The 22,681-nt window shown below is 68.3% G+C and carries 18 protein-coding genes and 1 tRNA gene; 14 read left to right on the top strand and 5 right to left on the bottom strand.

Going from position 1 to position 22,681, the window contains the following annotated elements:
• The first annotated feature begins 62 nt into the window (after positions 1–62).
• The 5 genes from orn to ACQP1O_RS07365 all read left to right on the top strand — a co-directional run bounded on the left by orn (position 63) and on the right by ACQP1O_RS07365 (position 5,365).
• Positions 63–686, top strand: coding sequence for an oligoribonuclease (gene orn / locus ACQP1O_RS07385; RefSeq protein ID WP_433565113.1), 624 nt, complete (start codon positions 63–65; stop codon positions 684–686).
• A 66-nt stretch (positions 687–752) separates the two neighbouring features.
• A tRNA-His gene (locus ACQP1O_RS07380) sits at positions 753–828 on the top strand.
• Positions 829–1,702: 874 nt separating this feature from the next.
• Positions 1,703–2,707, top strand: coding sequence for an SGNH/GDSL hydrolase family protein (locus ACQP1O_RS07375; RefSeq protein ID WP_433565112.1), 1,005 nt, complete (start codon positions 1,703–1,705; stop codon positions 2,705–2,707).
• A 59-nt stretch (positions 2,708–2,766) separates the two neighbouring features.
• A complete protein-coding gene (locus ACQP1O_RS07370; protein ID WP_433565111.1) occupies positions 2,767–4,323 on the top strand; it encodes an ArnT family glycosyltransferase in 1,557 nt (518 codons plus the stop codon).
• Positions 4,324–4,354: 31 nt separating this feature from the next.
• Positions 4,355–5,365 (top strand): SGNH/GDSL hydrolase family protein, encoded by a 1,011-nt coding sequence (locus ACQP1O_RS07365; RefSeq protein WP_433565110.1) that lies wholly within the window; start codon positions 4,355–4,357, stop codon positions 5,363–5,365.
• Positions 5,366–5,381: 16 nt separating this feature from the next.
• Here ACQP1O_RS07365 and ACQP1O_RS07360 read toward each other — a convergent pair whose 3' ends face one another.
• The 4 genes from ACQP1O_RS07360 to fdxA form a co-directional block, all read right to left on the bottom strand.
• On the bottom strand, positions 5,382–6,350 hold the full coding sequence (locus ACQP1O_RS07360) for an SDR family NAD(P)-dependent oxidoreductase (RefSeq protein ID WP_433565109.1): 969 nt from the start codon (positions 6,348–6,350) through the stop codon (positions 5,382–5,384).
• Between the two features lie 34 nt (positions 6,351–6,384).
• Positions 6,385–7,800 carry a glycoside hydrolase family 27 protein gene (locus ACQP1O_RS07355; protein WP_433565108.1) on the bottom strand — a complete coding sequence of 472 codons (1,416 nt, stop codon included), beginning with the start codon at positions 7,798–7,800 and terminating at the stop codon, positions 6,385–6,387.
• A gap of 29 nt (positions 7,801–7,829) precedes the next feature.
• The gene (locus ACQP1O_RS07350) at positions 7,830–8,423 is read right to left on the bottom strand and encodes an LppP/LprE family lipoprotein (protein ID WP_433565107.1); all 594 of its coding nucleotides are present in this window, start codon (positions 8,421–8,423) and stop codon (positions 7,830–7,832) included.
• Between the two features lie 122 nt (positions 8,424–8,545).
• Positions 8,546–8,881, bottom strand: a complete 336-nt coding sequence (gene fdxA, locus ACQP1O_RS07345; RefSeq protein WP_433565106.1) for a ferredoxin — start codon at positions 8,879–8,881, stop codon at positions 8,546–8,548.
• Positions 8,882–9,036: 155 nt separating this feature from the next.
• On the opposite strand from fdxA, the gene ACQP1O_RS07340 reads away from it, so the two are divergent.
• Positions 9,037–9,993, top strand: coding sequence for a LysR family transcriptional regulator (locus ACQP1O_RS07340; protein WP_433565105.1), 957 nt, complete (start codon positions 9,037–9,039; stop codon positions 9,991–9,993).
• A gap of 151 nt (positions 9,994–10,144) precedes the next feature.
• Here the strand turns inward: ACQP1O_RS07340 and ACQP1O_RS07335 are convergent, their stop codons facing one another.
• Entirely contained in the window at positions 10,145–11,176 is a 1,032-nt protein-coding gene (locus ACQP1O_RS07335; RefSeq protein ID WP_433565104.1) for a LacI family DNA-binding transcriptional regulator, read from the bottom strand.
• A gap of 142 nt (positions 11,177–11,318) precedes the next feature.
• Between ACQP1O_RS07335 and ACQP1O_RS07330 the strand changes: the two genes are divergently transcribed.
• From ACQP1O_RS07330 to ACQP1O_RS07295, 8 genes are all read left to right on the top strand, one after another.
• The gene (locus ACQP1O_RS07330; protein ID WP_433565103.1) at positions 11,319–12,695 is read left to right on the top strand and encodes an MFS transporter; all 1,377 of its coding nucleotides are present in this window, start codon (positions 11,319–11,321) and stop codon (positions 12,693–12,695) included.
• A 4-nt stretch (positions 12,696–12,699) separates the two neighbouring features.
• Positions 12,700–14,385, top strand: a complete 1,686-nt coding sequence (locus ACQP1O_RS07325; RefSeq protein ID WP_433565102.1) for a hypothetical protein — start codon at positions 12,700–12,702, stop codon at positions 14,383–14,385.
• A gap of 71 nt (positions 14,386–14,456) precedes the next feature.
• Entirely contained in the window at positions 14,457–14,960 is a 504-nt protein-coding gene (locus ACQP1O_RS07320; protein ID WP_433565101.1) for an Lrp/AsnC family transcriptional regulator, read from the top strand.
• A gap of 219 nt (positions 14,961–15,179) precedes the next feature.
• Complete coding sequence (locus ACQP1O_RS07315; protein WP_433565100.1) at positions 15,180–18,674, top strand: indolepyruvate ferredoxin oxidoreductase family protein; 3,495 nt, start codon at positions 15,180–15,182, stop codon at positions 18,672–18,674.
• A gap of 176 nt (positions 18,675–18,850) precedes the next feature.
• A complete protein-coding gene (locus ACQP1O_RS07310) occupies positions 18,851–19,921 on the top strand; it encodes a Glu/Leu/Phe/Val family dehydrogenase (RefSeq protein ID WP_433567605.1) in 1,071 nt (356 codons plus the stop codon).
• Positions 19,922–19,955: 34 nt separating this feature from the next.
• A complete protein-coding gene (locus tag ACQP1O_RS07305; RefSeq protein WP_433565099.1) occupies positions 19,956–21,464 on the top strand; it encodes an amino acid permease in 1,509 nt (502 codons plus the stop codon).
• Positions 21,465–21,574: 110 nt separating this feature from the next.
• Positions 21,575–22,057: an adenosine-specific kinase gene (locus ACQP1O_RS07300; protein WP_433565098.1), complete on the top strand. Its 483-nt coding sequence runs from the start codon at positions 21,575–21,577 to the stop codon at positions 22,055–22,057.
• A gap of 80 nt (positions 22,058–22,137) precedes the next feature.
• Complete coding sequence (locus tag ACQP1O_RS07295) at positions 22,138–22,647, top strand: hypothetical protein (RefSeq protein WP_433565097.1); 510 nt, start codon at positions 22,138–22,140, stop codon at positions 22,645–22,647.
• Positions 22,648–22,681 lie beyond the last annotated feature (34 nt).

The raw sequence follows: 22,681 nt of genomic DNA, 5'->3' as shown, positions 1-22,681 counted from the left end.
GAGCGGGCTCGACGCGGCCGGGCCTCCGGGTCGCGGAATGCCGAAGCGTTAGTGTTTGGCGGGTGGACAAGTACGTGGTGTGGATGGACTGCGAGATGACCGGCCTACAGCTCGACAGCGACAAGCTGATCGAGGTGGCCGCACTCGTGACCGACAGTGACCTCAATATTCTCGGCGAGGGCGTGGACATCGTGATCCACGCCGACGACGCCGCGCTGGCCGCCATGCCGCCGGTGGTGACCGAGATGCACGCCCGCTCCGGGCTCACCGAGGAGGTCCGCCGCTCCACCGTCTCCGTCGCCGAGGCCGAGCAGCAGATCCTCGACTACATCAAGCAGTACGTCCCGACCGCGCGCACTGTCCCGCTGGCCGGCAACTCCATCGCCACCGACCGCGGCTTCATCGCCCGCGACATGCCGGCCCTCGACGCCCACCTGCACTACCGCATGATCGACGTCAGCTCCATCAAGGAACTGGCCCGCCGCTGGTACCCGCGCATCTACTTCGGCCAGCCGGAGAAGGGCCTCGCCCATCGCGCCCTCGCCGATATCAAGGAATCCATCCGCGAGCTCGAGTACTACCGCCGCACCGCCTTCGTCCCCGCCCCCGGCCCCTCCACCGCCGAGATCGCCGCCGTGGCCGCCGAATTGTCGACCCCCGCCGAACCCCCCGCAAACCCCTCCTGAACAGCCGATTAGGTACTCACAGCGGGGACACGTTAAGCTCTACCGCGCCGGAAGTTACTGGCAATGGTGGCTGTAGTTCAGCTGGTAGAGCACCAGGTTGTGATCCTGGGTGTCGCGGGTTCGAGTCCCGTCAGCCACCCCAATCGGCCCAGGCCGGAGAATTTTCTCTCGCCTGGGCCGAACTGCTACTCGAGCTTTTCCAACTTCTCACCCGGCATTGCCATCCACCGTCTTGGGATACAACTCGAGGCTGATGCGCGTCGAGGCTGATGCGCGCGTTTGCGGGTCGTAGGCCCGTCATCCTTCCCGACAGCGCATCCCAGCGAATCCATCTGCGGGTAGCCCCATCCAGCCCTGGCGAACGAGCTGCTGCGCCCCAATTGCGGTGGCGGCCGGCGCAATGCCGGCGACCATCCGAACCTGTCGTATGTGCGAATCCCTGCCCGAGTGACCGAGGCTCGAGATCGGGAAGAGTTCGGTGACACCCTGGACAGCGCCGATAACAGCGGCTTGCAAGTAGGTGATCATCGGCACGAGTTTCGCATGGGCTTTCGTGCTCAATCCTGAGACCCCAACGATGTGCAAATTGTCCGAATTCGCCACTCTGTCAACCACTTACGATCACGATAACCCGGTATGACCCACGACATTCGGCCTGCTCAGCCCGCCTGCAATGCGAAAAGCAGTATCTGTACCCGAGATTCGTAGCTCGAAACTCGAATCAGATATCCTCTGAGTAAATTTCGTGTGCATCGATATCCCGGCCACTGGCATCTCCGTCAGCGACGCGGAACGTGCGGCACCGCGCCCAGGCGCCAGATGCCGGCGGAAATCGGACAGCCCCCCGCTCCCACCCTCCGAGCCGGAGCAACCGACCGGCGGGCCAGCGGCCCACGCCGACCACTTGCTTGCCGAGAAAGTGAAAAGGCGATACTTTGCTTTATCTGTCAGACGCTGTGACCTGCGTCATGGTCGACACCCTAAGCGGACTGGCCGTGGCTCGATGAGGATTTGCATTGACCAGTTCCTGGACAACAGGCCGGGCCGCGCTCCGGCTCCGGATGGGCACCGCCGTCGGCGTGCTCGCCGCGGCCGTGTCGGTGAGCACGGCCGACGCCGAACCCGCACCGGCGGCGGGCCGCGCGCTCGTTGTGCTCGGTGACTCGTACACCGCGAACCCGCCGTGCGATGCGGTGCTGGTCAAGTGCGCGGACTCGAACAGCAACGGTTTGCAGGCCTGTCTGCACGGCCCCACGTCATGGCCCGTCCAACTGAGTGGGCTGATGGGCATCACCGCCGAGGACGTCGAGAACAATTCGTGCTCGAGCGCGACGATCGACACCGGTCCGGTGACATCGACCGGGGAGAAGGTTCCCGGCCGGGACGGGTACACCCTGACGCAGGAGGCGCTCGCAGCCGCCAAGGACGGGGCGTTCGGGCCGCGTACCCAGGTGGTGGCGATCCAGCTGGGCTTCAACGACGCGTGGCCGAAGGACGACACGATCACCGCGGACGCGACGAGGGTGTTCACCTGTGTGTTCAACGTCCTCGAGGGCTGCGACGAGAACGCGGTGGCCGAGGGCCGGTGGCCGGCGCTCGATGCGATCACCGGAGCCGCCTACGCGGACCGCATTCGCAAAGTCGTCGACTACGTGAAGTACTACGCGCCGAACGCGAGGATCGAACTGGTCGGCTATCCCGAGGTGGCGCCGGAGGACGCCTCTGAGTGGTGCTTCGACTTCCTCGGCCTCGTCCGCTGGGTGCAGCCGCGGGCTCGCGCCATGGTCGAGTTCTGGAACCGGCTCCAGGACGCGCAACGCGACGCGGCCGGGATTCTCCAGATCGACTTCGTCGATGTGAAGCAGGCGACCGCGGGGCACGGATTGTGTTCTGCCGATCCGTGGTTCAACGGCTTTCTGGATCCGCAGATCAACCTGGCCGGCTTGCCGTTCCATCCCTCACCCCGCGGGGACGCCGCCGTGGCCGCCACCGTCTACAGCCACGTGGCGCAGACCCACTGACACGGCCGCACCCCGCCCGACCGGTCGAGTGCCGCCGTGGCGTATCCAACGGAGAAGCAATGACGCTCACGTACACCCCTCAATCCGAATCGACCTCCGCGCCACCCGAATTCGCGTGGCGGAGCGTCATCCTGATCTCCGGCTTGATCACGCTCGTCTGGAGCGTCTCCGCGGCACGGTTCCAGCTCGCCGGCGACGAGCTGTACTACCTGGCGTGTGGCCGGCGACTGGCGGTCGACTACGTCGACAATGGACCGGCGATACCCCTGATCGCTCGACTGTGCGACCTGATCGCACCCGGATCGGTTCTCGCGCTGCGGATTCCCGGTTTGCTCCTGCTGATCGCGGTGTCGATCCTGGCGGCCGCCGTGGCCTACGAATGCGGTGCGCGGCCGCGCTATCAGATGCTGGCCGCGGCGGGCTACGCCGTCTCACCGTTCGTCGTCGCCTACACCGTGCTGGACAGCGTCGCGTTCGACGTGGCGTTCCAGGCGTTGATCATCTGGCTGCTGGTCCGCTGGGTGCGCACGCGCCGGGACCGCTTGCTCATCTTCGCGGGTGTGGCGGCGGCGATCGACGTGCAGGACAAATGGCTGGTGCTGATGCTGGGGGCCTGTGTGGCCCTCGGCGTTCTCGCCGCCGGACCCCGCGAGATCCTGCGCCGTCCCGCACTGTGGGTGGGCCTGCTGATCTTCGCGGCCGCCATGACGCCCGCCGCGCTGTGGCAGGCCTCCCGCCATTGGCCACAGCTGGCGACCAACAGTGCCATCGCCCAGGAAACGGCGGGGAGCGACGGCGGGCAGCTGGGGACGATCGTGGCGATCATGATCGTCACCGGATTCCTCGGCGGCGGGCTGGGCGTGCTGGGCCTGCACGGCCTGGCCCGGGAGCCGAAGCTGCGGCCGTACCGGTTCGTGCTGATCGCCGCCGCGGTGATGGTGGTCCTGGTCGTCGTCGGGCACGGCCGGTCCTACTACGTCGCCGGGATCGTTCCCGCGATCTTCGGCGCGGGCGCCGCGATACTGTCCGGCTTCCTGGACACCGCGGGTACCCGCGCCCAGGTGCTGCGGCGGCTGTTCACCGGCCTCACCGTCCTCTCCGCGGTGCTGACCGCCTTCCTGGCGATGCTTCCCTATCCCAAGAGCTGGATCGACGTGCCGAACAACAGCTACTGGGGATTCCTGCAGCACTACGGCAACGACGACTGGGCGGACCTGGCCGACGCGGTGCACAAGGTGGCGATCGGTCTGCCGCCCGTCGAACAAGCCGGTGCCGCGGTCGTCACCGAGGCCTACAACGAAGCCGGCGCACTCGACCACTATGGACGGTCCGTATGGATCCCGCCGGTCTACAGCCCCAATCGCGGCTTCGCCGAGTGGGGCCCACCGCCGGACTCGGCCACGACCATCCTGTACGTCGGCTACAATGACGGCCCGGAACACCGTGCCTTCCTTGCCAATTTCGCCCACACCACACCGGCACTGCAGATGGACAACCCCCTCGGCATAGCCGGACAGAATCACCACGTGACCGTGTGGATCTGTCGCGATTCCCTGGTGCCCATGTCCGTCGCCTGGCCGAAGTTGACCTATATGGTTGTCCCACCGGCCTCTTGAGCGAGAGCGCCGACATCATCGAGGATTTGCATTGATCAGTTTCAGGACCAGCAGCGGGGCCGTCCTTCCGCTCAGGCTGGCCGCCGCCGTCGCCGTTCTCGCCGCCGCCGGCTCGATAGGCACCGCTGCCGCCGACGAACCCGCTCCGGCCGAGGGCAAAACCCTTGTGGTCATGGGTGATTCGTTCGCCGCGAACCCGCCGTGCGATGGGGTGCTGGTGAAGTGCGACGGCAACAATGACGCCGCATCACACGAATGCCTGCACCGCGACACGTCCTGGCCCGTTCAGTTGAGCGCGCTCATGGGCGTCGCCGGGACCGCGGATTTCGAGAACGCCACATGCACCAACGCGTCGATCGACAGCGGCCCGGTGACATCGACCGGGCAGGAAGTTCCGGGTCGCGACGGCTACACCCTGGCGCAGCTGGCGACCAAGGCCGCGAAGAACGGGGCGTTCGGGCCTCGTACCCAGGTGGTGGCGATCCAGCTGGGAGCCAACGACGAGTGGCCGCGCGATTCGACTGCCACCGCGGGCGCCCCCGCGCAGTTGGCCTGCGCGTTCAATATTCGTCAGGGCTGTGACACCGACGCGGTGGTCCCGGGCCAGTGGCCCGACCTCGATACCGTCACCGGAGCGGCCTACGCCGACCGCATTCGCAAAGTCGTCGACTACGTGAAGTACTACGCGCCGAACGCGAAGATCGAGCTGGTCGGCTACCCCGAACTGGCTCCGGAGAACTCGAGCGCATGGTGCCTCGACGTCCTCGGGGTCTTCCACTATGTCCAGCCACGGGGCGGAGCCATCAACGAACTCTGGAACCGCATCGACGATGCCGAACGCGATGCGGCCCAATTGCTTTCGATCGACTTCGTCGACGCCCGGACGCCCACCGCGGGACACGGCCTGTGTTCCACCGATCCGTGGCTCCTCGGTGCGCTGGATCCGAAGGTGAACCTGGTCGGCCTGCCCTTCCATCCCTCCCCCCGCGGAGACACCGCCGTAGCCGCCGAGGTCTACAGCCGCATCGCACAGACCCATTGATCAGGGCCGCGCTCCGCTATCCCGCGTAGGCGGTTTTGCCGCCGTCGATCACCATCTGGGCGGCGGTCATGTACGGGAAGTCGTCGGAGGCCAGGGCCAGGGCGAAGGCGGCTATCTCGTCGGGGGTGGCCATGCGGCGCAGGCCGGGGACGTGCTGTTTGCCGTAGACCTCGGTCATGGTTTTCCATACCTCGTCGGGGAGGTTCATCGCGCCGGCCGCGCGCCGGACCAGTTCGGTGTCGGTGGTGCCCGGGATGAGGGTGTTGATGCGAATGTTCTTGTCCGCGTAGTCGTAGGCGGCCGCTTGGACCATGCCGACCAGCCCGCGTTTGGCGGCGGTGTAGGCGGCCCGGCCCTCGGTGGTGGCGATGGCGTTGGACGAGGAGGTGACGACCACGACCCCGCCGCCGCGGGAGATCAGGTGCGGGATCTCGTATTTCAGGGCCAGGAAGTTGCCGCGCAGGTCGGTGTCGACGACGTCGTCCCATTCGGCGGAGCTGTACTCGTGCAAGGCTTTCTGCAGCGTGATGCCCGCATTGTTGAAGCAGACGTCGAGCCCGCCGTACTTGTCGGCGACCGCGTCCACGAACTGGCGCACATCGGATTCCACCCGGACATCGGCCCGGATGTAGGTGGCTTCCCCGCCCGCCGCCCGAATCTGCTGTTCGACCTGGCGGCCGAGTTGTTCTCTGCGGCCGCAGAATCCGACGTGCCCGCCCTCGGCGGCGAACATCAGGGCGGCGGAGCGGCCGATGCCGGAGGTGGCCCCGGTGATCAGCACCACCTTCCGCTCGAAACGCCGTGCGCCGGAAGGCTTTACCACGGGGGTCGGCGCTCCGCCCTGGACGAGGGCGATGCCGCCGGCCGCGCCCGCCGCCGCGGTGAGGGTCGCGGCGACTCCGGTGGTGGTGAGGAGCCGCCGTCTGCTGACCCCCGAGGCGGGGCCGGGTTCGGCGGCGGATTCGGGCTCGGTGCTGGCTTCCATAATGGATAGCGTAACTATCGGATAGTTCTACTGTCTACTCTGCGAATGGAATTGCCGCGCAGCCGGAACCGACCTCGTACATGGCCACGCCGTGCGCCGGAATATCGGCGGCGCTGAGCGCACCGGTGGTCGTGGTGTCGGTGTGCGTCCACAGATTGCGCACCGAGTAGCACTCCGCCGGCCGCAATCCGGTTGCGGCCAGCCCGGTTTCGATGGTCGCCGCCCGATCGCCGGGATTGAACACTGCCACCGCCACCGCGCCGCCGGCGAGCGGCTTGACCAGAATCCGCCCGTCCCCCGGCAGCGGCGTCGCCTGCGCTACCCGCGAATCCTGATCGACGGCAATGACATCGGCGTTGGTCAGCAGGGCGCGGGTCTGCTCGGACATCGCGCGCACATCGTTTCCCGCGATCAGCGGCGCCGCGAGCATGGCCCACAGCGAGAAGTGCGCGCGCTGCTCGTCGGGATCGAGGCTGAACTGCGGATCACGCAGGTGGCCGATCACCTCGGGCGACAGATCGAACGACGTCTCGAGTTCCAGAATCTGGCGGGTGGTCAATCGCCCGGCCAGCACATCGGCCGGATAGCCCGCCAGGTGGGCGCTGATGAATTCGGTCAGCGGCAGTCCGACCACCATCATGTCGGGGTCGTTCCAGTAGCCGGGGCGGGTGCGGGTGGCCAGCGGTTCGGCCGCCCCCAGCTCGTCGGTGACACCGATCAGGCCCCGCCCGGATCGGGTGGCCAGGTGCTGATCGGGCGACCCGTTGTGCCACAGCGGAATCAGATCCGCGGTATTGCGGGTCATATCCGAGATGGTCGACCAGTCGTAGTCCCCGCCGGCGTGCAGGTTGCCGGAACTGTTCGGGTTGATGCTGTAGACGATCCGGCGCCCGCTGCCGCGCAGGGCATCGCGCATGGCGGTGAAGGCGGGCACCTGCTCGGCGAGGTCGGTATCGGCCCGGCACCAGTCGTATTTGAGGAAGTCGACGCCCCAGTCCGCGAAGGTCCGCGCATCCGCGGTCTCGTGCCCGCGGCCGGCATTGCCCGGCGTCTGCCCGCAGGTCTCGTTGTAGGGACTCGAGTACAGGCCCAGGTACATGCCGCGCGCGTGCGCGTAGTCGGCGAGCGCGGCCATGCCGTGCGGGAACCGCCGCGGATCGGCCCGCAGGTTCCCGGCGGCGTCGCGTTTCGGCGCCGCCCATCCGGCATCCAGATTCACGTAGCGGTATCCGGCGTCGCGCATGCCGGAGCCGACCATGGTGTCGATGACCTCGTGGATGTTCTGTTCGGTCAACGGAATTCCGGAATTCCACGAATTCCAGCCCATGGGCGGGGTGAGCCGGCCGCCGACGGCCGCGATCGGGGCGGGACGCGGTGGCGCGGCCGCGGTGTCGGCGGTCAGCAGGGCAGTGGTGACGACCAGCGCGAACGACAGGATTCCAACTCGCACGCCGGACGTCTCCTCGGCTGGGGGAAGGTTCAATTGTGCGGCGGGAGCTGGCCGTCGGCCTTCACATTTTTGCCGGTGAGAGTGAAGGTGACCACGCTGGGTCCGCCCTGGGGGCAGCACATGGGGTCGTTGCCGTTGAGCCAGTGGTAGGTGAGCGACAGCGAGGTGCGAGTCTTGCCGGTCACCATCGTGTACATGTACGGCTGGGGGGTGGCCGTCCCCAGATACGTGCCGTCGGTGAAGAACAGAACGTGGGTGTACGGGTGATTGGTGTCGGAATTCACCGTCATCCAGGACAGCACCCCGGCACAACCCGCGGAGATCTGATCATCGGCGGCCTGACCCGTCTTCCACCCGCCGACCGGCGGCGGCGACAGCCGCGCGATGGCCTCCCGGGCCAGGTCGGAATTGATGTCGAGGCAGAGCCCGTGGCCGCTGCCCGCCGGGGCGGCGGACTGCTCGGCGGCGGGAGCCGAGGTAGGCGCCGCCGAGGTGGGGGCCGCCGAACTCGGGCCCGTTGAGGTGGTGGTCCCGCAGCCGGTGGCCACCGCCGCGAGGGCAGCGCCCATCGCGAGAATGACCACTGACCTGGTCTTCATGGCATCCCGCCGCGCACGTGTCACCTCTAGATCATCGGGGTGCCGGGAACTCGCGTTAGCGGCAGGGTCCCGATACGGGGGCCGTCGGCATGCCGTCGGCAGATACCGCGTTCTGCCACAAGGGATTCGCCGGATTGCTCCCAACCCTACCTCTGATACGCCGCCACGAACGGCGTGTCGACGCCCGCCTTGCCGAATCGGAAGGCGCCGCCGGGCGCTCCGAGCGCCTCGGTGCGGCCGGGCAGTGGCTCGTCGAAGAACCGCCGGTTCTCCGCGACGAATACCTCCTGCCCGTCCGGCATATCGTCCTCGTAGTAGATGGCCTCGACCGGGCAGGCCGGTTCGCAGGCGCCGCAGTCGGTGCATTCGTCGGGGTTGATGTAGGCCATGCGGTCGCCGATGTAGATGCAGTCGAGGGGGCATTCCTCGACGCAGGCGCGGTCCAGGACGTCGACGCAGTCGGCTCCGATGACGAAAGTCATGTTGTCTCCCGAGGATTCGATGCCGCGGCCGATCGGTCACGGGCGGGCACGGTTCCACCCTGGCCGTCGGGGGCACGGTCCGGTAGCCGTCGAATATCGAGCACCTCATAAGCCGGGCTTATGTGCGGCCGCCCGGCCCCGCATAATCGAACCTTATGACCCTTCCCCCGGGAACCCCCGACCTGGAGGTGCTGGATCTGCTCACGTCGGTGGCCGAACTGGGCAGTCTCGGCGCCGCCGCTCGCCGCCACGGCATCACCCAGCCGGCCGCCAGTCAGCGGATCACCGCGCTGGAGCGGCGGTTGCGGTTGCGGCTGCTGGACCGCCGGCCGACCGGGTCCACGCTGACCGAGGCGGGCCGCAAGGTGGTCGAGTATGCGCGGCCGATGCTGTCCGCGGCGCACGCCTTCGCCGCGGGCGTCGCGGCCCTGCGCACCCCGGACCGGCCGCGCCTGCGCATCGCCGCGTCGAAAACCATTGCCGACCATCGCATGTCGCAGTGGCTGGGCGCGCTCCGGGAGACGCATCCGGAGGTGACGGTGGCCTTGGAGGTGGGCAACTCGCGGCAGGTCGAGTCGTGGGTGCGGCTGGGGCAGGCCGATCTCGGCTTCGTCGAGGGCCCCAATCCCCCGACCGAACTCGACGCCCGGATACTCGGCACCGACGATCTGGTGCTGGTCGTCGGCCCCGATCACCCGTGGGCCCGCCGACACGCCCCGGTCACCGTGCACGAACTGGCGGCCACTCCGCTGCTGTGGCGCGAACCCGGCTCGGGCACCCGTGCCACCGTCTGGGAGGTGCTCACCACCGACTCCGATCCGGCCCGCCCCGCCGCCGAACTCGGTTCGACGGCAGCGATTCTCGCCACCGCCCGCACCGGCGTCGCCCCCGCCATCCTGAGCCGCCTCCTCGCCGACACCGACCTCGGCACCGGCACCCTGATCGAGATTCCAGTCGCCGACGCGGTACTGACCCGCAACTTCCGTGCCGTCTGGCGCAGGCAATCACCCCCGGCCACCCACACAGCCCAACTCCTCCACTGCGCCACCCGAGTCGAGCAGAACCGAACCAGCGGCACGACTCGAGCGGTCCAGGCCGACGGCACGTCCTAGCCGATCCGGCTCACCGGCGGCCCCCTGCGGAGCCGACACTGTAGCGCGTCCAGACGATCCGAAAGCGGCGCGGCCCGAACCGACGCGGGGCGGATGCGCGTCCGATCCGGGTTAGCGGCGGCTGCCGGTCGAGCCGGGGTGGCGACGCGCCCTAGGTGGTCCGGGGTGATGGGGCGGTTGAGGATCGGACCTCGAGGTGGACCGGGACGACGATGTTGGGTTGGTCGATCGGGCGGGAGTGGAGGGCGTCGATCAGGAGCGTGGCGGCGCGGCAGCCGATGGCGTGGCGGTCCACGGCCAGGGTGGTCAGGGCCGGGGACAGGGAGGGGGAGGTCGGGAGGTCGTCGTGACCGATGACCGAGACGTCCTCGGGCACACGGAGCCCGCAGTCGGCTGCGGACAGGTAGACGGTGTGGGCGATGTAGTCGCTGTTGGTGATGAATGCGGTGGGCCGCTCGTCCGGGTGCGCCCGCAGGGCCGCGGTGACGGCTGGGCGGGCCGCGTCGGCGGAGAGTTCGGTGGTCACCGGGAGCGCGGTGAAGCCGAGTTCGGCGCCGAGCCGCCGGAAGCGTTCCAGCCGTTCGGGATCCGGAGATTTCTCCGGTGGCGCCACCACCATGGCCAGCCGCCGGTGTCCCAGTTCGAGCAGATGCCGCACCGCGAGATCGACCGAGGTCTCCTGGTCCGAACGCACGCTCATGGTAAGCCCGGGATGCTCGCGGTCGGCGGTATCGAGCAGCACCACGGGCCGCCGGGTGACCGAATGCCATTCCCGCGCATGCGGACTCGTGCCGATGGGCGCGATGGCCAGCCCATCCACGGCCCGATGCTGGAAGGCGTCGAGCAGCTGGCGCTCCCGGCCGGCGTCGTAGCGCGAGGAGCCGACCATGACGTCGTAGCCCGCGGCGGAACAGGTTTCGTCGAAGCCGTCGATCACATCGAGGAAGTGCGGGTTGCGCAGGTTGCGGATGAGCAGTCCCAGTACCCGGGTGCGCCGGGTGCGCAGGGCGACCGCGGAGGCATTGGGCCGGTAGCCGAGTTCGGTGGCGCGCTGGAGAATGCGCTCTCGCAGCCGGTCGCTGACGCCGGGCCGCCCGGCGAGTGCCAGGCTGACCGCCGAAATGGAGACTCCGAGCGATATCGCCACATCGCGCTGCGTGATCGGTTCGCTCCCGGCTACCACGGAGGGAAACACTAGCGAACGGAGGCTGAACTCGGATGACCGCGCTCTGAACTCTCGACGACGTCCGGGGCGGATGCTCGCTTCAACGCCTCTACCTTTGCTAAAACGATTGAGCAATTCGATCTCCCCAGGAAGGACCATCGTGCCCAGCGATGCCTTTTCAGTCCTCGACTCCACCGAGCTGACCGCCTTCCACCGCAAGGTGACCGTGCTCTCGGCTGCCGGCATGTTCCTCGACGGCTTCGACATCACGGTGATCGCGGTCGCGCTGCCGACCGTCACCAAGCAGTGGCACCTGTCCACCTTCATGGCCGGTGCGCTCTCCGCGGCCGCGGTCGTCGGAATGTTCGTGGGCGCTCTGGTCTTCGGCCGCCTCACCGACCGGCTGGGCCGCAAGAAGATGTACCTGGTGAACCTCATCGGGTTCGTCTTCTTCGCCCTGGTCGCCGCGCTGGCCCAGGACGCCTGGCAACTGCTGGTCTGTCGCTTCCTGCTGGGTCTGGCCCTGGGAGCGGACTACACCATCTCCACCTCGCTGCTCGCGGAATACGCGCCCGCCCCACGCCGCGGCAGCCTGATGTGCCGCCTCGGCGCCACCTGGTTCGTGGGCGCGGCGACGACCTACGCCTTCGCGCTGGCCCTGCTCCCGCTCGGCGCCGCCATGTGGCGCGTCATGCTGGTCCTGGGTGCGGTATTCGCGCTGATCGTGCTGTGGATGCGGCGCAGCATCCCGGAATCCCCGCGCTGGCTGGCCGCCCAGGGCCGCGGCGCGGAGGCGAACGCAGTGCTCACCGGACTGGGCGACGCCACCGCACGGCTGTCCGGACCCGCCGCACCGCAGCATGATTCGCCGTGGCGCACGCTGCTGACCATGCCGCTGCTGCGCTACACGTTCTTCTGCTGCGGCTTCTGGTTCATGTACACGCTGTCGTACTACGGCATCACGCTGTACACGCCGACGATCCTCCAGCAGGTCACCACCAGTACGACCGGCACCTATACGGGTTCGCTGATCGTCGCCCTGGTCGGCATCGCAGGCGCGTTCACCGGCGTCGCCCTGGTGGACCGGGTGGGCCGTCGTCCGCTGCTGATCGTCGGCTTCATCGGCATGTTCCTCGCCCTGACGGTGCTGGCGCTGTGGCAGAACCCGGGGTTGACGGGCCTGGTGGTGCTGCTCGGCGCGGCGGTGCTGTTCGCCAATTCCGGCCCGGGCATCGTGAACCTGGTCTATCCGAGCGAGGTCTTCCCGACCGCCGTGCGCGCCACCGCGAATGGCCTGGGCACGGCGGTGTCGCGGATCGGCGCGATCATCGGCACCCTGTGGCTGCCCACACTGATCAAATCGTGGGGCCTGCACCACGTGCTGTGGCTGTTCGTGGGCGCGAGTGTCATCGGCCTGACCATCGCGGCCACCCTGGCCCCGGAGACCAAGGGCCGCACACTGGAAGAGCTCTCGGCGGAGATCTCCGGCTCCAGCCGGGCGCAATCCGGTTCGGCCGCACCGGAATCCGTGGGCTGAACCGGTGTCCCTTCCCGATCACACGATCCGTCCGGGCGCGGCAATCGACGCGGACGGCCGGTATCGGGGCCTGGAACGCGGTCCGGCCGAACCGCGTGCGGCCCGTACCGAACTCGCCCCCGGCACCACCCTCGACCCGGGTGCGACCGTGGCGCGATTCGTCCAGCTGACCGACTTCCAGATCGCCGACCCCGCATCCCCCGGCCGTCTCACCTTCCTGCACGGATTGGCGGGCCGGCCCGGGTGGGAGTACATGTTCCCGGCCTACCGCCCGCAGGAACCGGTGGCGTTGCATGCCTTCGAGGCCACTGTTCGCACGTTGCGCGAACTCGGCACGGGCACCATCGATTTCGTCGTCACCACCGGCGACAATATCGACAGCGCGCAGTCCAACGAGCTGTCGGCCCTGTTCGCCCTGCTGGACGGCGACACCGTACTCGACCCGAACTTCGGGGCGACCGAGACGAAAACGCTACCCGCGCACACCGTCTCGGCCGAGTTCTACAACCCGGAACCGGAATCCCGCGACGTCTACAAGCGCGAACACGGATTCCCCGACGTCCCGGGCCTGCTGGCGGCCGCCGCCCGCCCCTTCCGCACCCGCGGCCTGGGCGTGCCCTGGCTGGCCTGCTTCGGCAACCACGACTGCCTGGTCCAGGGCCGCGCGCCCGTCACCCCCGAGTACCAGGCGCTGGTCACCGGCGACAGTGCGCCCACGGCGCTGGGCATCGAGCCGCCCGCCGATCCGATGCTGCGGTACCTGCCCGATCCGACCGTCTTGTCGCAGGGTCCGGCCGTACCGATCGCCGCCCGGGCCGACCGCCGGGTCATCAGCCCGGCCGAATACGTGCGCGCCCACCTGGACAGCCCCACCGAGCCGCGCGGCCACGGATTCACCGAGCAGAACCTGATCGAGGGCACCACCTACTACAGCTACGACGCGGTCCCCGGCGTGCGCATGATCGTGCTGGACTCCACCCACCCCGCCGGGCACGTCACCGGCAGTATCGGTGCACGCCAATGGGATTGGCTGGTCTACCAGCTGATCGCGGCGCACTCGTCGTATCGCGGCGAGGACGGCGCGATCGTCCGGACCGGGAACCCGGACAGCGCCGTGATCATCGCCTCCCACCACGGTCTGGACATGCTGACCAACACGACACCCGACCCGGATGGCGAAACCCGCTACCTCGCAGCCGATCTGGAGGCGCTGCTGCACCGCTTCGGCAACGCGGTGCTGTGGATCGCCGGACACGAGCACCGCAACAAGGTGACCCCGCGCCACCGTCCCGATCCGCAGGAGGACCCCGCGGGCGGATTCTGGCACGTACTCACCTCCGGCCTGTGCGAATGGCCCTGCCAGACCCGTCTGCTGGAACTGGCACTCCCCCAGCAGGATTCGAATCACCTGATCATCCGCTCCACCATGATCGATCACTGGGCCCCCGCACGCCCCGGCCCGGCCCTGGAGCTGCTCGACCTCGCGTCCCGGCATCGCGAACTGTCGTTCAACGAGCCCACCCGGGTCGGCGGACCGCACTCCGCGGGCACCCCGGGCGATCGCTCCGTGGACCTGATCGTCCCCGTGTCCCCCGCGCTGCTCGCCTCCCTGCGCGGTGTGATCGCAAGTAGCGAAAGGCCCTCGACGGGCGATCACGACGGCAATGCCGTGGTCCCGGGCCTGAGCTGAGCCATGGCCGGTGGGGCGGAGCGGCGGTTCCGGCCCGCCGGCCCCGGCCCGTGGCTGTGCGACAATGCGGCATGAGCATCAAGATCGACGGCCTCGATTCCGCGCTGCTCGCGGAGTTGGCGGCCGATCCGCGGGTGCCGATTCTGGAGTTGGCGCAGCGGCTGGGGATCGCGCGCAACACCGTGCAGGCGCGGATGAAGCGGCTCGAGGCGTCCGGCGCGGTGCGGGGGTATCCGCCGGACGTGGATCTGCAGGCCATCGGGTTCGCGGTGCACGCGTTCCTGGGCATCGAGTTGAACCAGAACAAGATGAACGACATCGTCGAGGCATTGCGGGAGTTCCCGAATGTGCTCGAGGTGCACGCGACGACCGGGCGCGGGGATCTGCTGGTGCGGATCGCGGCCCGGTCCCAGCCGGATCTGCTGTCCATCATCCAGCGCGTGCACGCGATTCCCGGCGTGAAGCACACCGAAACCATGCTGGCCCTCGCGACTCCGGTCGAGTACCGGTCGCTGCCGCTCGTCGAGCATCTGACGAGCCGGCCCGCCGAATCACGCACTAGCCCCGGCGCATGAGGAGATGGGCCGGGGACACTCGAGCGGACTTCCGCGTGGACGCTCGAGCAAAATGCTGCGTGCGTCACAGTGTTCCAGATCACTTTTGAGCAGTCTGATCAAGTTTTCGCGCATCTGTTGACACAGATCACACATCACGGCAGATTTCGCTGCACCGATCGCTTTGGTCCCTTGGTTTGCAGCTCACGATCTGGGCTGTGGAGAGTGTGGTGACTGTTCATGACCGACGTTGCCTGCGCGCCTGTCCGACAGGCCGAACCGGCTACGCCCTACGACCTCGCCGACCGCTACCGGTCCGGCGCGGGTCCGGTCCTTCTGACCGGTGTGCAGGCCATCGCCCGCCTGCTGGTGGAACAGCATGTCAGCGATATGCGCGCCGGCCACCGGGTCGCGACCTTCGTGTCCGGGTATCAGGGCAGCCCGCTGGGCGGGGTCGACAAGATGCTGTTGGGCATGCCGAATGTGCTGTCCGAACACGACATTGCCTTCGTGCCGGGCTTCAACGAGGAACTCGCGGCCACCTCGGTGTGGGGTAGCCAGGCGGATCTGCCCGCCGGAACGGCGACGCACGACGGCGTCGTCGGTGTGTGGTACGGCAAGGGGCCCGGCGTCGACCGGGCCACCGACGCCATCCGGCACGCCAATATGTACGGGGTGAATCCGCGCGGCGGCGTGCTGCTGCTGGTGGGTGACGATCCGGCCTCGAAGTCCTCGACCGTGCCCGCGGTGAGCGAGCGGTCACTGGCGGCCATGGGTGTGCCGGTGCTGTTCCCGCGCAATGCCCGCGAGATCATCACCATGGGAATGCAGGGGGTGGCGCTGTCGCGGGCCTCGGGCTGCATCGTGGCCCTGAAGATCGTGGCGGATGTCGCCGACGGCGCGTGGACGGTGGATTCCTCGGTCGCCGAGCTCCCCATCTCGGTACCCGAAGTGCAGTGGGAGGGAAAGACTTTCGCCTACCGGCAGCGGCCGATGGCGGCGCCCGCGGACAGTGTGCTGGCCGAGGCCGACCTGTACGGACCGCGCTGGGCCACCGTGCGCGCCTTCGGGGCGGCCAATGATCTCGATGTCATCGAGGTGGATCCGGCGCACGCGCGGATCGGCATCGCGGCCACCGGCACCACCTTCGACGCGGTGCGCCAGGCGCTGGTCGATCTGGGTGTGGACGAGGCGGCCATGCACCGGGCGGGCATTCGCCTGCTGCGGATCGGCATGCCGTATCCGGTTGGGGCACATCGGGTCACCGAGTTCGCCCGGGGTCTGGAGCAGGTGATCGTGGTCGAGGACAAGACCGCGTTCATCGAGACCCAGATTCGCGAAATCCTGTACGGCACCGCCGATGCCCCGCAGATCCTCGGCAAGCTGGACGGAAACGGCCTGCCGCTCATGCCGTTCGACGGCGAGCTCACCGCGGGCCGGCTGCTGGCCCCGCTGCGGCGGGTGCTGCGCGAGCGGGTCGACCTGAAGAAGGCTCCGCCGCCGGCACTCTCACTGGAGGTGCTGTCCGCCAAGCGCACCCCGTACTTCTGCAGCGGCTGCCCGCACAACCGCTCCACCGCCCTGCCCGAGGGCTCGATCGGTGGTGGCGGCATCGGCTGCCACACCCTGGTCACCCTGTCCGGGCGCAGCGACAGCGCGGTCACCGGCCTGACCCAGATGGGCGGTGAGGGCAGTCAGTGGATTGGGCAGGCGCCGTTCACCGATGTGCCGCACCTGTTCCAGAACATCGGCGACGGGACGTTCTTCCACTCCGGGCAGCTGGCCATCCAGGCGTGCGTGGCAGCGGGGGTGAACATCACCTACAAGCTGCTCTACAACGAGGTTGTCGCCATGACCGGCGCGCAGGATGTGGAGGGCGGGCTGACGGTCGCGAAGCTCACCCACAAGCTGACCGTCGAGGGCGTGAAGCAGATCGTCATCTGCGCCGACGATCCCAAGCGGCACAACCGGAAGGCGCTGGCCAAGGGCACTCTGCTGTGGCATCGCGACCGGCTCGACGAGGCGCAGAAGATGCTGCGCGAGATCGAGGGCGTCACCGTCCTGATCTACGACCAGCACTGCGCCGCCGACGCCCGCCGCCAGCGCAAGCGCGGCACGCTGCCGGTGCGCAATACCCGCGTGGTGATCAATGAGGCGGTGTGCGAGGGCTGCGGCGACTGCGGCACCAAGTCGAACTGCCTGTCGGTGCAGCCGGTGGAGACCGAGTTCGGGCGCAAGACGCGCATCGACCAGACCTCCTGCAATACCGACTACAGCTGCCTGGACGGGGACTGCCCGTCGTTCGTGACGGTGGAGTTGAACCCGGATGCCAAGGGGCGCAAGGGTTCCAAGTCGGCCGCTACGAAGCGCAGCAAGGCGGCCGAGCCGCCCATGGTGGCCGATCCGGGACTCGGCGCGCCGCTGGGCACGCAGAACGTGCTCATCGCGGGCATCGGCGGCACCGGCATCGTAACGGTCAACCAGGTGCTGGCCACCGCCGCGCTGCGGGCCGGGTACGCGGTCGAGAGCCTGGATCAGATCGGGCTCAGCCAGAAGGCCGGGCCGGTACTGTCCCACCTGCGGTTCTCCACAACGGAATTGGAGCCGTCCAACCGGCTCACCCCGGGCAGCGCGGACTGCATCATGGCCATCGATCTGCTGACCGCCGCCGACCCCAAGAACCTGCAGTACGGCAATCCGGCCGCGACGGTCGTGGTCGCCTCGACCAGCCAGACCCCGACCGGGGACATGGTCTACGACAAGTCGGTCACCTACCCGGAAACCGGTTCGCTGCTGGATCGGCTCGCGGCGGTGTTTGATTCGCAGTTCGGCTTCGATGCCCTGGCGGCCGCGCAGCAGCTGTTCGGGAACACCGCCGCCGCCAACTTCCTGATGGTAGGCGCGGCCTTCCAGACCGGCGGCCTGCGGCTGCCCGCCGCGGCGATCGAAGAGGCGATCACCATCAACGGGGTTGCGGTATCGGCCAATATCGCGGCATTCCGCTGGGGTCGGGTGGCCATAGCGGATCGGGCCGCCTTCGCGGCGGCCACCGATACCGCTGCGGCACAGCGCACTCCGCGTATCGCCCCTGCCGAGCTGCTCGCGGGCACCAGCTTCGAGGGCGAGGTCCGGCGACTGGTGGAGCTGCGTGCCGGCGAGCTGGTCGGCTATCAGAACGCCAAGGTCGCCCGCCGCTACATCGACACCGTCCAGGCCGCCTGGAACGCCGAGCGCGCGGTCACCGAGCGCACCGAGTTCAGCGAGGCCGTGGCCCGCGGGCTGTACAAGTTCACCGCGTACAAGGACGAGTACGAGGTCGCCCGCCTGCTGGTCGACCCGGCCTTCCTCGACGAGGTGCGGGCTCAGGTCCCCGGCGGCGAGAACCTCACCTACAAGCTGCATCCCCCGGTGCTCCGCGCCCTCGGCCGCAAGAAGAAGATCGGCCTCACCCCCAAATCGCATGTGGCCCTGAAGCTGCTCGCCAAGGGCAAGTCCCTGCGCGGCACCAAGCTCGACCCCTTCGGCTACGCCTATGTCCGAAAGGTGGAGCGGGAGTTGCTGTCCCACTACACCGACATGGTCGGCCGCCTGGCGGCCGACCTCACCACCGACGGCTATGCCACCGCCACCGAGGCGGCCGCCCTGCCCGACCTGGTCCGCGGCTACGAGGACGTGAAGCTCGGCAATGTCGAGCTCTACCGCGCCCGCCTCCGCGAGCTCGGCCTCGACGGCTGACGCGGGCCGCTCGCCCTTCCCAATTCCACATCCGACGCAGTACGGCGGCATCGTTCCCGCCGCCGTACCGCGATGACCTGTGCCCGGAATCCGGGCACGACACCCGGCCGCCCACCACGCGGCCACCACCCAGCCGCCACAAGCGGCGTCCACGAAAGGAATCGATTGTGACCGCAATGCACACCGACGCAGGGGTTTTCGGCCGCTCGCACGAGTTGAGCGCTCGACGCCACGAGCAGGTGGTGTTCTGCGAGGACGACAAGAGCGGACTCAAGGCGATCATCGCGATTCACTCGACCACGCTGGGCCCGGCGCTCGGCGGCACCCGGATGTACCCGTACGCCTCGGAGGCGGCGGCGCTGGACGATGTGCTGCGACTGTCGTGGGGCATGACCTACAAGGCGGCGGCCGCCGGCCTGAACCTGGGCGGCGGCAAGGCCGTCATCATCGGCGATCCGGCCCTCGACAAGAGCGAGGAGCTGTTCGCGGCCTACGCGCGGTTCGTCGAATCCCTCGGCGGGCGCTACATCACCGCGGGCGATGTGGGCACCAACACCGATGACCTGGACGCCATCGGCCGCTATACCAGCCATGTCACCGGCCGCAGCACCGCGGCGGGCGGGTCCGGCGACAGCGCCCGGCTCACCGCGCTGGGCGTGTTCAATGCCATGCGCGCCGGCGCCGAATCCGTGTGGGGCGCACCCACACTGGCGGGCCGCACGGTCGGCGTCGAGGGTGTCGGCAAGGTCGGCCGCGAACTCATCCAGCTGCTGCTCGCCGACGGCGCGGAGGTCTGCGCGACCGACGTGAACGAGGCGGCGCTGGACCACATTTCGAAGGACAATCCGTCGGTTCGACTGTTGAGCAACGTGTCCACCGCTCCGGTCGACGTCTACGCCCCCTGCGCCCTCGGCGGCACGCTCACCGCGGCCAGTGCCGAGGCCATCGAGGCGAAACTCGTCTGCGGCGCCGCCAACAACCAGTTGGCCACGCCCGCAGTGGAATACGCCCTGAACGAGCGAGGCATCACCTGGGTCCCGGATTTCGTGGCCAATGGTGGTGGGCTCGTTCAGGTGGCCGGTGAGCTGCGTCAGGCAGCGTCGGCCGAGGTCGAAGATGCGGTGAGGGGCATCTTCGACCGCTGCCGCGACATCATCGCGGAATCCAAGGCCGAGGGAATCGGCACCGGAGCGGCGGCCAACAGGTTCGCGGAGCGGCGTCTCGACGCCATCCCGCGGGCCCTCTGATCGCCGCACCGTAGTTTCAGAGAGGAGACGACAAGTGGCGTTCGCGAGCGGAGTGTTCCGCACCAAATCGGTCGAGCAGTCGATCCGGGATACCGATGAGCCGGATTCCAAGCTACGCAAGGATCTGACGGCGAGGGATCTCACCATCTTCGGTGTCGCGGTGGTCATCGGGGCGGGCATCTTCACGCTCACCGCCCGGACCGCGGGCACGGTCGCGGGACCCTCGGTCTCGCTGGCCTTCGTGTTCGCGGCCATCGCCTGCGGGCTGACGGCGTTGTGCTACGCCGAATTCGCCTCGACCGTGCCGGTGGCGGGCAGTGCGTACACGTTCGCGTACGCCACTTTCGGCGAGATCATCGCCTGGATCATCGGGTGGGATCTCATTCTCGAGTTCGCCCTTGCCGTTTCGGTGGTCGCCAAGGGGTGGTCGCAGTATCTCGGCGAGGTGCTCGGCGGCCTGGTGAATCCGGTCGCGCACGTCGGATCCATCTCGTTCGACTGGGGCGCGGTGGTCATCATCGCCATCGTCGGCGTGCTGCTGGCCACCGGCACCAAACTGTCCTCGCGGGTCTCGGCCGTCGCGGTGGCCATCAAGCTGGCCGTGATCGCGCTGGTGCTGGTGGTCGGCGCCACGTACTTCAAGGCGTCCAACCTCAGCCCCTACATCCCGCCGTCGCAGCCCTCCGCGCAGGCCGGTGGCGTGCACCAGTCGCTGTTCTCCTTCCTGACCGGTTCCGGCGGAACGAATTTCGGCTGGTACGGCCTGCTGGCCGCGGCCTCGCTGGTGTTCTTCGCCTTCGTCGGCTTCGACGTGGTCGCCACCACCGCCGAGGAGACCCGCAACCCGCAGCGTGATGTCCCGCGCGGCATCTTCGGCTCGCTGGCCATCGTGACGGTGCTCTACGTCGCCGTCTCGCTGATCCTCACCGGCATGGTCCCCTACACCGAGCTCGCGAGCGGAAACGCCACCCTGGCAACCGCTTTCGCCCTGCACGGTGCGACCTGGGTGAAGAACATCATCTCCATCGGCGCGCTCGCGGGCCTCTCCACGGTCGTCATGGTCATGTTCCTCGGCCAGACCCGCGTCCTGTTCGCCATGGCCCGCGACGGCCTGCTGCCCCGCGGCCTCGCCCACACCGGCAAGCACGGCACCCCCGTCCGCCTGACCGTGATTGTCGGCGTCGTCTGCGCCCTCCTGGCCGGTTTCGTCGACTTCGGCACCCTCGAGGAAATGGTCAATATCGGCACCCTCGTGGCCTTCGTCCTCGTCTCCCTCGGCGTCCCCATCCTCCGCCGCACCCGCCCCGACCTGAAGCGCGGCTTCCGAGTCCCGCTCGTCCCCGTCATCCCCATCCTCGCCGCCCTGGCCTGCTTCTGGCTGATGCTGAACCTCTCCATCGAAACCTGGCTCCGCTTCGTCATCTGGATGGTCCTCGGCGTCGTCATCTACTTCTCCTACAGCCGCCGCCACTCCATCCTCGGCAGGCAGCAGGCCCCCGCCGCCGAATCCATCGCCGCGCCCGAACCCGACCCCGTGTCCTGACCCGGCCCCGACAAGATCAGGGAGCTGTCACCGTGGGAATTCGCCCGAATTCCCACCCCGGCAGCTCCCTGATCTTGTTCCACGGCCGCGTGACGAGGGACGATAGCCGGATGGAACTGACAGCGGTGCCCATCGAGAATCCCGATGAGCTCAATGTCATCATCGGGCAGTCCCACTTCATCAAGACCGTCGAGGACATGCACGAAGCCCTCGTCGGCACAGGCCCGCAACTCCGCTTCGGGCTGGCCTTCTGCGAAGCCTCCGGCCCCCGCCTGATCCGCTGGTCCGGAAACGACGACGAGCTCGTCGACCTCGCCACCAAGAACGCGACAGCCCTCGCCGCCGGCCACTCCTTCATCGTCTTCCTCCGCGACGGGTACCCCGTCAACGTCCTCAACGCGATCCGCCACATCCCCGAGCTCTGCACCATCTTCTGCGCCACCGCCAACCCCGTCGAGGTCCTCATCGCCGAAACCGCGCTCGGCCGCGGCATCATCGGCGTCGTCGACGGCGCCCCGCCCCTCGGGATCGAAACCGAGACCGACCGCACCGACCGCCACCACCTCCTCCGCGCCATCGGCTACAAACTCTGACCCGGATTCGGATCCAACCCGGTTGCGCTGTGTCCGAACGTTGTGCAGGGGTTCCTTCGCCCCGGGTACCGTGCAGCGGCATGAGCGTGTTGGTCGTTGTTCGCGGCAACTCGGCATCGGGGAAGTCGACCGCTGCCCTCGCGGTGCAGCAACGGTTCGCGCGGGGCGTATGTCTCGTCGTGCCACAGGACGTGGTGCGCCGGCAGATGCTGCGGGAGCCTGATGCGGCCGGAGCTGCCAATATCGAACTGCTGGAGCACGTTGCGACATTCGGTCTGGCTCGGGGACTGGTGGTGATCGTGGAGGGAATCCTGAACGCCGGGCGGTACGGCTCGATGCTCGAGCGCCTCACCGCCACGGCAGATCACGCTCTGCACTACTGCTTCGACCTCACCTTCGAGGAGACCGTCGCCCGGCACCTCGGCAGCTCCCGGGCGGCGGACTTCTCGCCGGAGCAGATGGCCGAGTGGTACCACGGCTGGCAGCCACTGCCCTTCGCCGATGAGACCCGCATCGACGCGAGCTGGAGTCCCGAGGCGATCGTCGACCGGATTCATCACGACATCCTGACCTTGCAGCGAGGACCCTGAATCTGTGGTCGAATCGAGCGTTTGTCGTACACCG

This window comes from Nocardia sp. CA-151230 (assembly GCF_050942175.1).
GTDB lineage: Bacteria > Actinomycetota > Actinomycetes > Mycobacteriales > Mycobacteriaceae > Nocardia.
The sequence above is the reverse complement of the archived record's forward strand: the minus strand, read 5'-3'. Positions and strand labels throughout refer to the sequence as shown.